This window comes from Pseudomonas cuatrocienegasensis, assembly GCF_900110925.1.
GTDB lineage: Bacteria > Pseudomonadota > Gammaproteobacteria > Pseudomonadales > Pseudomonadaceae > Aquipseudomonas > Aquipseudomonas cuatrocienegasensis.
Map to the genome: position 1 here is coordinate 1 of NZ_FOFP01000012.1, position 14821 is coordinate 14821.

13 protein-coding genes and 2 tRNA genes are annotated in these 14821 nt (G+C 60.3%); 4 read left to right on the forward strand and 11 right to left on the reverse strand.

Annotation, left to right across the window (positions count from 1 at the left end; translation table 11 throughout):
- Positions 1-195: 195 nt before the first annotated feature.
- The 11 genes from BMW49_RS25355 to BMW49_RS16335 form a co-directional block, all read right to left on the reverse strand.
- Positions 196-1941: a PAS domain S-box protein gene (locus BMW49_RS25355; protein ID WP_069522639.1), complete on the reverse strand. Its 1746-nt coding sequence runs from the start codon at positions 1939-1941 to the stop codon at positions 196-198.
- Between the two features lie 412 nt (positions 1942-2353).
- Positions 2354-2429: transfer RNA gene (locus BMW49_RS16290), tRNA-Thr, on the reverse strand.
- Between the two features lie 279 nt (positions 2430-2708).
- On the reverse strand, positions 2709-3920 hold the full coding sequence (locus BMW49_RS16295) for a methyltransferase (RefSeq protein WP_069521015.1): 1212 nt from the start codon (positions 3918-3920) through the stop codon (positions 2709-2711).
- 13 nt (positions 3921-3933) lie between these two features.
- Positions 3934-4623: an ABC transporter permease gene (locus tag BMW49_RS16300; RefSeq protein WP_069521006.1), complete on the reverse strand. Its 690-nt coding sequence runs from the start codon at positions 4621-4623 to the stop codon at positions 3934-3936.
- Complete coding sequence (locus tag BMW49_RS16305) at positions 4620-5315, reverse strand: ABC transporter permease (protein WP_069521004.1); 696 nt, start codon at positions 5313-5315, stop codon at positions 4620-4622. Before BMW49_RS16305 ends, BMW49_RS16300 begins: the two co-directional genes overlap by 4 nt.
- Before the next feature lie 50 nt (positions 5316-5365).
- Positions 5366-6118 (reverse strand): ABC transporter substrate-binding protein, encoded by a 753-nt coding sequence (locus BMW49_RS16310; protein ID WP_069521002.1) that lies wholly within the window; start codon positions 6116-6118, stop codon positions 5366-5368.
- Between the two features lie 15 nt (positions 6119-6133).
- Positions 6134-6907: an ABC transporter ATP-binding protein gene (locus tag BMW49_RS16315; RefSeq protein WP_069521000.1), complete on the reverse strand. Its 774-nt coding sequence runs from the start codon at positions 6905-6907 to the stop codon at positions 6134-6136.
- 243 nt (positions 6908-7150) lie between these two features.
- Positions 7151-7226, reverse strand: a tRNA-Phe gene (locus BMW49_RS16320).
- A gap of 271 nt (positions 7227-7497) precedes the next feature.
- Positions 7498-7770: an oxidative damage protection protein gene (locus BMW49_RS16325; RefSeq protein ID WP_069520998.1), complete on the reverse strand. Its 273-nt coding sequence runs from the start codon at positions 7768-7770 to the stop codon at positions 7498-7500.
- Positions 7767-8834 carry an A/G-specific adenine glycosylase gene (mutY, locus tag BMW49_RS16330; protein WP_069520996.1) on the reverse strand — a complete coding sequence of 356 codons (1068 nt, stop codon included), beginning with the start codon at positions 8832-8834 and terminating at the stop codon, positions 7767-7769. Before mutY ends, BMW49_RS16325 begins: the two co-directional genes overlap by 4 nt.
- Positions 8831-11062: an AsmA family protein gene (locus BMW49_RS16335; protein WP_069520994.1), complete on the reverse strand. Its 2232-nt coding sequence runs from the start codon at positions 11060-11062 to the stop codon at positions 8831-8833. Before BMW49_RS16335 ends, mutY begins: the two co-directional genes overlap by 4 nt.
- A 392-nt stretch (positions 11063-11454) precedes the next feature.
- On the opposite strand from BMW49_RS16335, the gene BMW49_RS16340 reads away from it, so the two are divergent.
- The 4 genes from BMW49_RS16340 to BMW49_RS16355 all read left to right on the forward strand — a co-directional run bounded on the left by BMW49_RS16340 (position 11455) and on the right by BMW49_RS16355 (position 14803).
- Positions 11455-13113 (forward strand): OFA family MFS transporter, encoded by a 1659-nt coding sequence (locus tag BMW49_RS16340; RefSeq protein WP_069520992.1) that lies wholly within the window; start codon positions 11455-11457, stop codon positions 13111-13113.
- Positions 13114-13309: 196 nt separating this feature from the next.
- A complete protein-coding gene (hisB, locus tag BMW49_RS16345; protein ID WP_069521013.1) occupies positions 13310-13903 on the forward strand; it encodes an imidazoleglycerol-phosphate dehydratase HisB in 594 nt (197 codons plus the stop codon).
- The gene (hisH, locus tag BMW49_RS16350) at positions 13904-14542 is read left to right on the forward strand and encodes an imidazole glycerol phosphate synthase subunit HisH (RefSeq protein ID WP_069520990.1); all 639 of its coding nucleotides are present in this window, start codon (positions 13904-13906) and stop codon (positions 14540-14542) included.
- Entirely contained in the window at positions 14543-14803 is a 261-nt protein-coding gene (locus BMW49_RS16355; protein WP_069520988.1) for a DUF2164 domain-containing protein, read from the forward strand.
- Positions 14804-14821: the final 18 nt, after the last annotated feature.

Sequence of the window (14821 nt, forward strand, 5' to 3'; positions counted from 1 at the left end):
GGGACGCATCATGAGGGTGAGCTCCAGCAAGAAATGGGAGCTCAGCATCAAGGGTGCTGCATGTCATTTGTAGATGGGGGTTATGGAGCGCTTACAAAGTAGCAGCGCGATGAGCTGCATCGCCTTGCGAAGAAGCTGGTCGTCAAGTGGGGGGCGCGCAGGAGTGATGTGCTGCCGCGCGCCCAACCAGCGTTATCAGTTTTCGATGCGTACCAGCAGATTTGCCAGCTCATCAATCTTGGTAACGGTCTCTTTGACCAACTGATCAATCTCGTTACTCGACGCTCGGGAGCGTCCAGCCAACGCCCTGACTTCATCAGCAACTACCGCAAAGCCGCGACCCATTTCGCCCGCACGAGCGGCTTCAATGGCCGCATTCAGCGCCAGTAGGTTGGTCTGTTCGGAAATGCCATTTATCGTTGCGATAATCTGGCTAATGGTCTGGCTGGCGGTGAGGACCGCATTCATGGCAAGTTTTGTTTCACTCACCGCAACACGCCGCTCAGACGTGTCAATGCCAAAGATTACATAATGCGTAAATTCGCCACGGAAGTTGCGCAGGGCGCAGATGCGACTATCAAACGCCAATGTAACAGGACCTTTTTCCAGCAGTATTGACTTGGGTACGAATCCTTGGCTTTTGAGCAGTGCCTGTTCCTCTTTGGTGACTGATTGCCAAATCTGACTGCTTAACTCCTTGGGCGTACCAATTGCGCTGACTCGTGAGTCGAACAAATCATTAGAGTGGAGATAGCCACCTTGCGTATCCAGCTCTAGAATTACAAGCGCGCCACTGATCGCATTGAGTTTCAAGGTAAAATCCAGCGCCATCTGTTTGACTGCAGTAATGTTCGCCTGGACTGAAATATAGCGCTCAGTTATGCCTCGCTCATTGGTAACGGCAGTGATGGAGAGTGACACCCAATACGGCACTTTGTCGGCTGTGTAATTGAGAATCTCGTCATAAAAGGATTGCCCGTTGCGCAGGCCGTCGCGAATGCGTTGTACGGTTTTCGGATCAGTATCAGGCCCTTGCAGAAAGCTGCCGGGTGTGCGGCCTTTTATCGTGTTGAGGCTGTAACCGGTCATCCGCTCGAAGCCCTGGTTGACGTACTCAATACAGCCCTTGGCATCTGTGATGATAACGGCATTATCTGTTCGATTGGCTACTAGCGATAGCATCGCCATTTCTTCACGCTGCACGACGTCTTGCGTCACATCTTTAACAAATGCGGTATAGATGGTTTTTTCATCGAGTACGACTTTACTCAGTGACAACTGCCCCCAAAGCACCTGACCGTCTTTGCGTTCAATCTTTATTTCTCGGCTGGTGCCGACAATTTTGTCCTGTCCGGTTTCACGGTTGCGGTCAACATAGCTGTCATGTTCATGCTGTATTGCTTTAGGGACTAACATTTTTACGTTCTGGCCCATGACTTCGTCGGGGGTGTAGCCCCACAGGCGCTGGGCGGCCTTGTTATAGAATGTGATGGTGTTGCGCTCATCAATGACCACAACAGCATCCAGTGCCTGAGATAGTGTCTGTTCCATTATCTCCCGTGCTTGTCGCGCAGCAGTCACATCCTGAACAAAAGCAGTGTAGTGCTTCCTGCCTCTGATCAAAATTTGCGATAAAGAAAGCAGTGCCCACACTTTATTGCCGTCTTTGCGCTGTAGCTGCACTTCCCGTGATGTGCCAACAATACGGTTGGTATTCTCGCGTCTATGACGGTCAACGTAGCCGTCATGATGTTGGCGCAGTTCGCTGGGTATCAGCATTGCAACGTTTTGCCCGACCACGTCCTGTCGGGTATATCCCCATAGCTTTTCTGCCGCCGTGTTGAAAAATGTCACCCGATTGTCTGGTCCGATAGAAATGACTGCAATGATCGATTGCTCCAACGCCTGTTTTTCGGCTTTGCTGGAAAAGTATTCGAACATTCTTTACTCCTTAAGACGCTTTTTGGCGGGCTAGCCTCCTGCCAGCTTAGCTAAGGCGCGTATAAGCGCTAGCTGCACCGAGCGAAATAAATGGGTGTTGCGAAGCGCCTGCAGCATGACTGCGCTTTGGGCTAGCGGTCGGCTCTCAGAGAGATTTTTTAGTAGCATTTGCCACGGTGCGTTGTGATCGTTAGCTATGACGGATAGGCGGTTAGGGCCGTGCGTTGCGCATGCAATTGCAGCGCCGCTCATCTCGTGTGTCACGTGCTTCCCATCGCTGCGGCGGTTGATGTTGCTTCCCGCTGGGGGCAAACAATGATCAGAACGGCAGCCGCCGTAAAGCTCTTCGGCGCGCCAGTAATCGAAAACGAAAAAGGCCCACCTTGCGGTGAGCCTTTTTCGTTTGTTCGTATGGTGCCGGCACCAGGAGTCGAACCCGGGACCTACTGATTACAAGTCAGTTGCTCTACCAGCTGAGCTATACCGGCCTTTGAGGGGCGCCATTATATCTATTCGTTTGGCTGAGTAAAGTAGCGCTTGTATGTTTTTTACTAAGACAGGCAAGCCTGGATTTTTGGGTTTATGCACAAGTGGCGAAAGGTCGCGGTCAGTGTGTTGCGAAAAGGTGACGCACTTATCGGATTTTCATAACTATATGTTTTTTAAGTATTTTAAATTTATGGCTTGATGGCTTCGGAGATTTGCAGAGCGTTTTTTGCCGCTTTAGCGTGCTGCTTCCAGGAATCTGTCAACAGAGTTATCCACAGCTAGCAGTGGCGTTCGGCCAGTAAAAGAAGGTTGCGCGGCGTTAAGTCGGCTGGGCAGAACTGGCCCAGGCGGACCTGGTAGCCCTGTTCTTCCAGGTACAGGGCGCGGTCCAGCACCAGCCAGAGCTCCAGCGGGCGGCGGAACAGGGCGCGTAGCAGTTCCAGGTTGCGCACTTCGGCCAGGCGCTGCCAGCCGCGCGCGAGCAGGGCGTCCCAGTCGGCGGCGTTGGCGTCGATGGTCAGGCCTTTGCGCTGGCCGAGGTCGATGCAGTATTGGGCGAAGGGCTTGTGCAGCCAGGCCGCTGGGAGTGACGGAGTTGGCAGATAACTGTCGACCCCGCGCAGTTCGCGTTGCAGCAAGTCGAAGGCGAGGCGGCGGGCCATGGACTGGTCGCGTTGTTGGCGCACGCGGGCAGGTGCGGTGACGGTTTCATTCAGCGGCAGGCCGAGATCATCCCGGCTGAGGTGCAGGGCAGATGCCTGGGCCACCATGGAGAGTGGCTGGTAGGCCGCCGCCTGTGTGCGGTTGTAGCAACAGGGCGCGATGGCCAGTTGGCCGCAGCCGGCAGCACTGGCCAGCTGCATCAAGCGGATATGCAGGTCGCCGCAGGCGTGCAGGGCGACAGCTGTGTGCATTGGCGTCAGGTGGCGCGCGCTGTCATCGGCCATGACGTCCTGTTGCCGGTGCTGGGCGTCGAGCTGCAGGCGTTGGGCGAGCCGCTGGCCGTCTTCGACCAGTGCAGGGTCATGCTCCAGGCAGGTCAGCGGCATGCCATCGCGGGCCAGCAGGTGACCAAGGTGGCCCTTGCCGGCGCACCAATCGAGCCAGTGATGCGGGTGCTGGTTGAACGTCAGGCTTTGGGCGAAGGCCTGAATCTGTTGCCATTTGCGCCCCGGTACATCGACGTTGAAGCGCGCAACCGGGCGTGTGTCGACCTGCTGAGGAAGCCAGGACAGCTCGGTCAGGGTTCGTGATTGCTGGGCAAGGTCGGTAAACGGCGCTGGGGCGGGCAGGTCGCAGGGCGTGTTATGTGTGGCCTCTGCCTGCTCCAGGGAGCGGGCGCGCAGCCACTGGGCCAAGGTTGGGTGTTCGGCTTCCCACGGCAGCGTCAGTTCGGTAAAAGGCCGTGGCCGCCATAGGGATTGATGGCGCAGCAGGAATGCATCCAGCGCGGCGAAGCGCTGGTGCAGATCAAGATCACAGGTGCTCATGGCCGATGGGCGATCAGCGGCCCTGGCAGGCATCGACACGCAGCCAGCGCTCGAGCAGCCTGAAGCCGCGCACCAGGACAAAGGCAATCACCAGGTAGAACATGCCGGCCGCAAAGAAGATCTCCACCGGCAGGTAGGTGCGCGCGATGATGGTGCGCGCCATGCCGGTCAGCTCCAGCAGCGTCACGGTGCTCGCCAGGGCGCTGGCCTTGAGCATCAGGATCACTTCGTTGCTGTAGGCCGGCAGGCCAATGCGTGCAGCACGCGGCAGAATGATGTGCAGCATGGCCTGGGCCTTGGACATGCCCAGTGCGCGCGCCGCTTCTACCTCGCCCTGGGGCACGGCCTGGATGGCGCCGCGCAGAATTTCGGCAATATAGGCGGCGGTGTGCAAGGTCATGGTGAGGACCGCGCACCAGTATGGGTCGCGCAGGTAGGGCCACAGCGGCCCCTGGCGCACGGCGTCGAACTGCGCCAGGCCGTAATAGATGAGGAACAGCTGCACCAGCAAGGGCGTGCCGCGGAAGAAGAAGATGTAGCCATAGGGCAGGGCGCGCACATACCACTGCTTGGACGCACGGGCGATGCCCATGGGCAGGGCAAGAATCAGCCCGGCGATAACCGCGATGGCGACCAGTTCCAGAGTCAGCAGCGCGCCTTCGGCCAGGCGCGGCAGCCATTTGATGATTACTTCCCAGTTCATGCAGCGCTCCTTGCAAAGCCGCGGGAGGCGCGTTTCTCGAGGAAGTGCAGGCCAATCATGGCGAAAATGGTCAGGCCCAGATAAATGAAGGCGGCTACCAGGAAGAAGGTGAACGGCTCTTTGCTGGAGGTCACGGCGATCTGTGAGCGACGCATGATTTCTTCCAGACCGATCACTGATACCAGGGCGGTGTCCTTCATCAGAATCATGAACAGGTTACCCAGGCCGGGCAGGGCGATGCGCCACATCTGCGGCAGGATCAGCCGCCAGAAGATCCGTGGTTTGGACAGGCCAAGCGCCTGGCCGGCTTCCCGATGGCCCTTGGGGATGGCCAGGATGGCGCCACGAAATACTTCGGTGGCGTAGGCGCCGAAGCAGATGCCCAGGGCGATCACGCCAGCGGCGAAGGGCGACAGTTCGAGGCTGTCCATGCCCAGCAGGTCTGCCAGGCTGCGCATCAGGTTCACCGTGCCGAAATAGATCAGCAATACCCAGAGCAGCTCGGGGATGCCGCGCACGATGGTCGAATAGGTGTCGCCCAGCCACTGCAGGGGCTTGTAAGGCGAAGTTTTGGCCAGCGCGCCGAGCAGGCCGAGCACCAGACCCAGGCACAGCGCACTGAGCGCCAGCTTGATGGTCATGAGGGTGCCGGCGGCCAGGGCGGGGCCGAATCCGTAGAGGTCGAAATTCATGGAGGCTCAGAAGCCTGCGTCGCCCGTTAAGGCGACGCAGTGCTGATTGCTCAGTAGATGCTGAACGGGAAGTACTTGTCGTTGATCTTCTTGTAGGTACCGTCTGCGACGATTTCCTTCAGAGCAACGTTGAGGCGTTCACGCAGGGCATCGCCCTTGCGCACGGCAATGCCGATCTTGTCGTTGTCGAAGACCGGGTCGCCTTTGAACTCGAAGCTCTTGCCTGCATCGCTTTTCAGCCATTCCCACTGCACGAAGGTATCCGCGAGGATGCCATCCAGACGGCCCGAGGTCATGTCGAGGTAGGCGTTTTCCTGGGTGTCGTACAGCTTGATGTCAACCACGCCGTCGAGGTTGTCTTCCAGCCAGGTGCCGGCGATGGTGGCGCGCTGCGCACCAATGACCTTGCCCTTGAGGCTGGCTTTGTCAGTGCTGAACTCACTGTCTTTCGGCGCCACGAACTGCAGCTTGTTGGTGTAGTAGGGGTCGGTGAAGTCGACGGCCGCCTGACGCTCTTCGGTGATCGACATGGAGGCGACCAGGAAGTCGAACTTCTTGGCGTTCAGGGCCGGGATGATGCCGTCCCAGTCGGAGGTAACCACTTCGCACTCGGTCTTCATCTTGGCGCACAGGGCCTGAGCGATATCCACGTCGAAGCCGCCGACCTGGCCACTGGCGTCGATCAGGTTGAACGGTGGGTAAGCGCCTTCGGTACCGATTTTAAGCTTGTCCGCTGCGACGGCACTGGTGCCGAAGGCCAGGGTGGCGGCAGCGGCCAGCAGGATCTTCTTGTAGTTCTGCATGTTGTTGCTCCGTGTTTAGCGATTGCTGGACATGAATTGTTTACAGCGCGCCGAGTTCGGCGAATCGAACACCTGGGCGGGTGATCCCTGTTCCTCGACCAACCCCTGATGCAAAAACACCACCTCACTGGACACCTGACGAGCGAAGCCCATCTCATGGGTAACCAAGAGCATAGTGCGGCCTTCCTCGGCGAGCGCACGAATCACATTAAGCACTTCTTGTACCATCTCCGGGTCGAGCGCCGAGGTGGGCTCATCGAACAGGATGACTTTCGGCTGCATTGCCAGCGTACGGGCGATGGCGGCACGCTGCTGCTGGCCGCCAGACAGTTGATTGGGGTAAACGTGGCGCTTGTCGGAAATGCCGACCTTGGCCAGCAGTGCTTCTGCCACCTCGGTGGCCTGCGCACGGCTCTGCCCCAGCACGCGGCGCGGCGCCTCGATAATGTTGTCGAGTACGCTCATGTGCGGCCAGAGATTGAAATTCTGAAAGACAAAACCGATTTCGCTGCGCAGCCGGTTGATCTGGCGATTGTCCGCAGCGATGAGCTCACCGTTTTTCGCGGCCTTGAGCTTGAGGGTTTCGCCGGCGACGATAATTTCGCCTTTATGCGGGTTTTCCAGCAGGTTGATGCAACGCAGAAAGGTCGACTTACCCGAGCCGGATGAACCGAGAATGGAGATCACGTCACCATCGCGCGCGGTGAGGGAAATACCCTTGAGCACCTCGAGGTCGCCGTAGCGTTTATGCAGGTTACGGATTTCCAGCGCTGGCGCAGCCTCGGCCATGGGGGTTCCTCTAATTCGGGTGTGCGCTCCAGCGGGTGTGGCGCCGTCCTGGCGAGCGCCACGCTAGCATGCGTTTGGCTGACCGCCAAGCCGTTTACAGGCCGCGGCTGGCTTGCTCGGTCACGGTGTCGCCTGGGTGCTGTTGGTTGTCGCGCAGATGCAATTGATCGCTGCTGACGCCCTAAAACCCAGGCAATAAAAAAACCCCAAGGCCGTGAAGACGCTTGGGGTTTTTCGTATTTATGGTGCCCAGGGACGGAATCGAACCGCCGACACGGGGATTTTCAATCCCCTGCTCTACCGACTGAGCTACCTGGGCCAACGGGGCGCTATTAGACGGATTTGAAGGGAGGGTGTCAAGCGCGCTTTTGAAAAATATTTAATTATTACGGGCGGTTAGGTTCGAGTGGGGACCTTGGGCCGGGCGCTGCAGGTTGGCTATGGCGGTGCCGGGGCGTTCGCTCCCGGGTATCGCTGCGCTCCACCCAGGCTACGGGCTGAGGATTGTGGGAGGGGCTTTAGCCGCGACGGGGCGTGTGCTGTCGCCGCTAAAGCGCAATGCCGCTCAGCGCCTCCCACGGTCTGGCGGGTTACTCGCTCGGCGGGACGTAGCCGTCGGCTTGGGCGTATTGCTCGCCGGAGAGGAATTTATCCATTTCGCCCTGGAGGAATTTGCGGTCGTCGGCGTTCATCATGTTCAGGCGACGTTCGTTGATCAGCAGGGTCTGGTGCTTCTGCCATTCGTCCCAGGCTTGTTTGGAGACGTTGTTGAAGATGTCTTCGCCTTTGGCGCCTGGGTAGGGCGGGCGGTCGAGGCCGGGGAGTTCTTGTTTGTGTTTGCGGCACAGTACGGTGCGGGTCATGCGGGTTCTCCAGCGGTCAGGGCGTCGGCCGCGCGTTTCAGCAGTTTCTTCACGGGGGCGGCTAGCCCCAGGCGCGGCGGGGTGGCGAGGTTATACCAGAGCCAGTCGGCCTCGGCCACGGCGCTAGCCGGGGTGTCGACCCGGATCAGCCAGGGCTCGATGGCCAGCTGGAAGTGGCTAAAGGTATGGGTCAGGCCGGGCAGGGCATGGCGTTCGCCCAGGCTCAGGGCGTGCTGGCCGGCCAGGGCTGGCAGTGCGTCGAGATCCTCCAGTTCCGGCAGGCTCCAGAGCCCGCCCCACAGGCCGGTAGATGGCCTGCGGTAGAGCAGGATGGCGCCTTCACGGTTGGCCAGGATCGGCATCAGGGTGCGCTTTTGCGGAAGGGCCTTGCGCGGCTTGGCGATCGGGTAGCGGATCTCCAGGCCAAGCAGGTGCGCCTGGCAGCCGCTTTTCAGCGGGCAGAGCAGGCAGCTGGGTTTGCTGCGGGTGCAGAGGGTCGCGCCCAGGTCCATCATCGCCTGGGTGTAGTTGTTTACCCGGGCGTGGGGTGTGAAGCGTTCGGCCACATCCCACAGCTGTTTGGCCACCTTTGGTTCACCGGGGTAGCCCTCCTGGGCGACGTAACGCGCCAGTACGCGTTTGACGTTGCCGTCAAGGATCGCCGCGCGCAGGCCCATGCTCAGGCTGGCGATGGCGCCTGCAGTGGAGCGGCCGATGCCGGGCAGTTCGGTGAGCTTGTCGACATCGCGAGGGAATTCACCGGCATGCTCGCGCATGACGATCTGTGCGGTCTTCTGCAAGTTGCGCGCGCGGGTGTAGTAGCCGAGGCCGGTCCACAGGTGCAGCACTTCGTCTTCCGCTGCTTCGGCCAGGTCTTTTACCGTTGGCAGTGCAGCCATAAAGCGGTCGAAGTAGCCGAGCACGGTGCTGACCTGGGTCTGCTGCAGCATGATTTCCGAGACCCAGACGCGGTAGGGCGTGATGCCCTGTTGCCAGGGCAGGTCCTTGCGTCCGTGGTTGTCATACCAGGCGAGTACGGCGCTGGAGAATTGCTCAGGGCTCATCGGTTGAACAGGCCTTTGAGGGCGTCTTTCAGCTCGGGGCTGACCTTGTCGCCGAGTTTTTCTTCGATCTTTTCGTTGATCTTGTTACCCGCCAGTTTGGCGGCGACCTTGCCCATGCCGTCCTGATCCAGACGGCAGGCCTTGGCACCCAGCTCCAGCGGGCCACGGCAGCGCAGCGGCCATTCGATACCGGCATAACGCTCGTTGACCTGGCAGGCCGGGTCGGGCATTTCGCGGCGGTCACCTTCCAGGGTGATGCCGACGCGGTAGTCCAGGCCGAGCACGCGCAGGTCCAGATCGCCGTCACCGCTGACTGCCAGGCCCGGGATGCGCACCTTGAGGTCCGGGTTGTTGGCCACGCCGTTGCGGATGCTCAGCGAGCCCTGCAGGGTCTCGAAGGGGGTGTCCTTGCTGCGTGGGTCGCTGCTCAGGGATTTGCGGTTGATGGTGGCGATGCCACGGCACAGTTGCTGTTCAAGGTTGGCATCGACCAGCACGCCGTCGTTGAGCAGGAAGCTGGCCGTGCCGTTGAGGCCGTCGATCCAGGCCTGCTGGCTATTGCCGCGGGTGGTCAGGTTGGCCTGCAGGTCGAGGGCACCTTTGAGGGGCGCTGGCTGCTCGTCACTTTTCAGGAAGGGCTCAAGCGGGATGCGGGTCAGGTTCTGCTGCAGGCTCAGCAACGGCACCTCGGGTCGTACGTCAAGGCTGGCGCGGGTGTCGAACTGGCCGTTGCCCAGGGCGCCGCGGGCCTGCTCCAGAGTGAGCAGGCCGTTGCTGCCGTTGGCTTTGACCTGCAGGTCGCTGATGAGCTGTTTCTTCAGGGTCAACTGATCGAGGTTGAGTGCCAGTTGCAGGTCGAGTTTGCGCAGGCTGGCCAGCGGCAGTGCGCTGGTGGTGTCCCAGGCCTGCTGGGTTGGGGCGTTGGGCAGCGGCGTGGTGCCGCTTTGCCCTGCATCGGCCACGCTTTCGCGTACTTCGGCCTTGCGCGCGGCGCCTGCGCTTTTGGCGTCTTTATCCGCAGCGGGCAGGTAGCGATCGAGGTCGAGACGGTCGCCCTTGACGGTGGCACGCAGGGCCTGCTTGCTGAAGTCGCTGACGCCCAGGCTGCCGCTGAAGCTGCTGTCGTCGAGTTTCAGGTTCAACTCGTCGAGGCTCAGGCTGTTGGTGGTGCCGTTCAGGCGGGTGACCAGTTCGAAGGCGCTGAGGGCTTTTTCGTCGTTCAGCGTGGGCAGGGTGTGGCCGATGCTGGTGAGGAACTCACGCAGGTTGAGTGGGGCGACGGACAGGCCGCCGCTCAGCTTGGGCGCATCGTTAAGGTCGCGCACCTTGAGTTCGCCGAGGGCGCGCAGTTGGTTGGCCGAGAGTTTGAGGCCGTTCCATTCGGCGACATTCGCGGCCAGGTCGACCAGCAGTTGCCCCTGGATGGCGTAGGTCAGGGTCTGGCCGTTGAAGGGCTCGCCGGATGCTTCGCCGGAGAGGCGGGCGTCTTCCAGTTGGTAGCGCTTGAGCACGCGGTCGAAGCGCAGTTCGCCCTGCAACTCGCTGCGCGCCCGCATGACCGGCTGATTGGTGCCGAAGAAGGCGCTGAGCTTGATCGGCACGGCGGCGCCTTCGCGAATCGCGCCGGTCGTCAGCTGGATGCTTTCGGCGCTGAATTGCTGGCCTTTCTGCACGTCGTTGTAGGTCACTCGGGCGCTGTTGACGATCAGGCTGTCGATATCCAGCTTGATCGGGGTGCCGGCCGTTGCGCTGTCGTCGGTGCTTGGCTGCTCGCTGTCTGGCGCCGCGTCGTTGGTGGCCGTTGCCGGCTGCTCTGCGCTCTGTGGCGGCCGGCCGACGTCTTCCCAGTTGCCATGACCGTTTTCGTCACGCTCCAGGTTGAGGTTGAGGCCGTCGACGCGGATGTCGCTCATCTGCACTTCTTTGCGCAGCAGCGGTAGTACGCGCACCGACAGGCCGAGCAGGCGCAGGTCGGCAAAGGGTTTGTCCGGGGTCGTGGCGCTGGCCAGGGTGGCGTCGGTCAGCTCCAGGCCAAGCCAGGGGAACAGGCTCCAGCCAATGTCGCCATTGAGGGTCAGTTCCAGGTTGGCCTTGTCGCGGGCCAACTGGCGGATTTCGTCTTTATAGTCGTTGGGATCGAACAAGTGGGTCAGGGCGAAGCCCAGGGCCACGATGATCAGCAACAGTCCGAGGAAAAACAGACCCAGGAGTTTGCCGAGCGCTTTCATGGACAAGTCCTTGTTTGAATGACTGGAAAGGTAGGCCGGGCAGTATAACGCCCGTACTCGCCTGCGTTCGCGAAAAGCGCTGCAGGTCGTTACAGACGAGGCGCTGCAGCGGCTGGCGGCATGGCGTTCTGGCTTGGATGGCGAGTGCGGCCGGCGGTTCCGTGGCGCCTACTGCATGGGCTGGCGCCTAGAAGATGGCAGCGCCGGGCATGCAGGCCGCTTTGCGTGAGTAGCAAAGGTCGAAATTCGGACGCCAGAAAATTGAACGGGTGCGCTGACAAGCGTAATGGCGCAATGCTAGGCTCGCTCGCTATTGGCTTTTTCAGGTATGCCGTTATTCTGCAGCCTGCGAGCCAAATGCTTGCGTGCCAACATAATCAGAGAATAACTCAATGACTGACGCCTCCGTACTCGACGGTGCTTCAGCGACGCCTGCGTTCCTGTCCAAGGAGCGCATCATCGCGAAGCCCGGCTTCAACCGCTGGCTGGTTCCGCCAGCGGCCCTGGCCATTCACCTGTGCATCGGCATGGCGTATGGCTTCTCCGTGTTCTGGTTGCCGCTCTCTAAGGCCGTGGGTATTACCACCGTCGCAGCTTGCGCTCCTGATATGGGTTTCTTCGAGCAAATTTTTGCCAGTAATTGTGACTGGCAGATCTCCATGCTCGGCTGGATCTACACCCTGTTCTTCGTCTTCCTTGGCTGCTCTGCTGCTATCTGGGGCGGTTGGTTGGAACACGCTGGCCCGCGTAAGGCTGGTGTGGTGTCGGCCGTCTGCTGGTGCGGTGGTCTGCTGATTTCCGCATTGGGCATCTATACCCATCAAATCTGGCTGATGTGGCTGGGTTCCGGGGTAATCGGCGGTATTGGCCTGGGCTTGGGTTATATCTCGCCGGTTTCGACGCTGATCAAGTGGTTCCCGGACCGTCGTGGCATGGCCACCGGTATGGCGATCATGGGCTTCGGTGGTGGTGCGATGGTCGGTGCGCCCCTGGCTGCGCTGCTGATGAACCATTTCGCCAGTGAAACGGGTGTGGGCGTATGGCAGAGCTTTGTGGTCATGGCGGCGATCTACTTCATCTTCATGATGGGTGGCGCACTGTCCTACCGCGTACCGCCGACCGGCTGGAAGCCGGCAGGTTGGGTTGCACCAGCTGCCAAAGCCAACAACGCAATGATCACCAAGGGCCATGTACACGTGAACACCGCGTGGAAGACCCCGCAGTTCTGGCTGGTCTGGGCTGTGCTGTGCCTGAACGTGTCGGCCGGTATCGGCATCATCGGCATGGCCTCGCCGCTGCTGCAGGAAGTCTTCGCTGGCAAGCTGATCGGCATTGATCTGTCGTTCAACGAGCTGAACGCTGCACAGCTGGCAGAAATCGCCGCGATCGCTGCAGGTTTCACCGGTCTGTTGAGCCTGTTCAACATCGGTGGCCGCTTCTTCTGGGCGTCGTGCTCGGACTTTATCGGGCGCAAGGGCACTTACTTTGTGTTCTTCGGCCTGGGCTTCGCGCTCTACGCCGCTGTGCCGATGCTCGGCCAACTGGGCAGCCTGGCGCTGTTCGTGCTGGCGTTCTGCATCATCCTGTCGATGTATGGCGGTGGTTTCGCCACGGTGCCGGCCTACCTGGCCGACCTGTTCGGTACGCAGATGGTCGGTGCCATCCACGGTCGCCTGCTGACCGCCTGGGCGGTCGCCGGTGTGCTTGGCCCGGTATTGGTCAACTACCTGCGCGAGTACCAGTTGAGCATCGGTGTGGAGAAGGCTGCGGCCTACGACATCACCCTGTATATCCTCGCCGGTATGCTGGTGCTGGGCTTCATCTGCAACGCCCTGGTGCGTCCGGTGGCGCCGAAGTACTTCATGACTGAGGCCGAGTTGGCTACCGAGCGCGCCTATGGCGAGAAAAAAGCACCGGCTGCAAGTGAGCTGGAGTGGGCTGCTGACCCCTCGAGCAAGCCAATTGCCATTGCCGCCTGGCTGGCAGTAGGTCTGCCGCTGGCATGGGGCGTGTGGATCACCCTGCAGAAGACCGTCGTGCTGTTCCAGTAAGCTGACGCTGTTGTGAAAATCCCGCCCGCGCCTCGTGCGCCGGCGGGATTTTTGTTTTCGGGTTTGGCCGCCTGGCAACGGTTAGCGGGTTGCCATGTGATTAGCGACGAAACAGCAGCAGACCCTGGCTTCAAGGTTGGCAGCTTATCGGCCTATAATGCTGGCCCTTTCGCCCAATGATTTTCTGGAGCAGGTGATGGCCGAACGTACGGCTTGCGTCGAACGCAACACCCTGGAGACCCAGATCAAGGTCTCGATCAACCTGGATGGCACCGGTAAGGCCAAGTTCGATATTGGCGTGCCGTTCCTTGAACACATGCTTGATCAGATTGCCCGCCACGGCCTGATCGATCTGGATATCCAGTGCAAGGGCGATTTGCATATCGACGACCACCACACCGTCGAAGACGTTGGCATCACCCTTGGCCAGGCCTTTACCCAGGCGATTGGCGACAAGAAGGGCATGACTCGTTACGGCCATTCCTACGTGCCGCTGGATGAAGCGCTGTCGCGCGTGGTGATCGACTTCTCCGGCCGTCCGGGTTTGCAGATGCACGTGCCCTTCACCCGTGCGGTGGTCGGTGGCTTCGACGTGGACCTGTTCCAGGAGTTCTTCCAGGGCTTCGTTAACCACGCCCTGGTATCGCTGCATATCGACAACCTGCGCGGCACCAACACCCACCACCAGATCGAAACCGTGTTCAAGGCCTTCGGCCGTGCCCTGCGTATGGCGGTAACTCTGGACGAGCGCATGGCCGGGCAGATGCCGTCGACCAAAGGGTGCTTGTAAGTGCAAACCGTTGCAGTAATCGACTACGGCATGGGTAACCTGCATTCGGTGGCCAAGGCCCTGGAGCACGTCGGTGCCGGCAAGGTGCTGGTGACCAGCGATGCTCAGGTGATTCGCGAGGCGGACCGCGTGGTATTCCCCGGCGTTGGCGCGATTCGCGATTGCATGGCCGAGATCAAGCGTCTGGGCTTCGATGCGCTGGTGCGTGAAGTCAGCCAGGATCGGCCGTTCCTAGGCATCTGCGTGGGTATGCAGGCGTTACTGGAGCACAGCGAAGAGAACGAGGGCGTCGACTGCATCGGTCTGTTTCCTGGCAAGGTGCGTTTCTTCGGCAAGGACATGGTCGAAGACGGCGAGCCGCTGAAGGTGCCGCACATGGGCTGGAATGAAGTGGCGCAGTCGGTCAAGCACCCGCTGTGGCACAACATCCCCGATCTGGCGCGCTTCTACTTCGTGCACAGCTATTACATCGAGGCTGGCAACCCCAAGCAGGTGGTCGGTCGCGGCCATTACGGCAAGGACTTCGCTGCCGCGCTGGCCGACGGCTCGCGCTTTGCCGTGCAGTTCCACCCGGAAAAGAGCCACACCCACGGCCTGCAACTGTTGCAGAACTTCGCCGCCTGGGATGGGCGCTGGTAAATGAGCCGGGCCAAGCACAAACCGCCGCTGATGACCTTGAGCGCCGAGCAGGAGCGTGAAGCCTGCCTGGTGCTCAAGCGTTTTATGGCCGAGCGCTTCGAGCTTGAGCTGGGCAGTTTCGAGGCCGCCGAAGTGCTGGAGCTGTTTGCTCGCGAGATTGCACCGCACTACTACAACCGGGCGATTTTCGATGTGCAGACGCACTTGAAAGAGCGTTTCGAGAGCATCGAAAGCGACCTCTGGGCGCTCGAAAAGAGCTGATCCCACCGAATTCACACG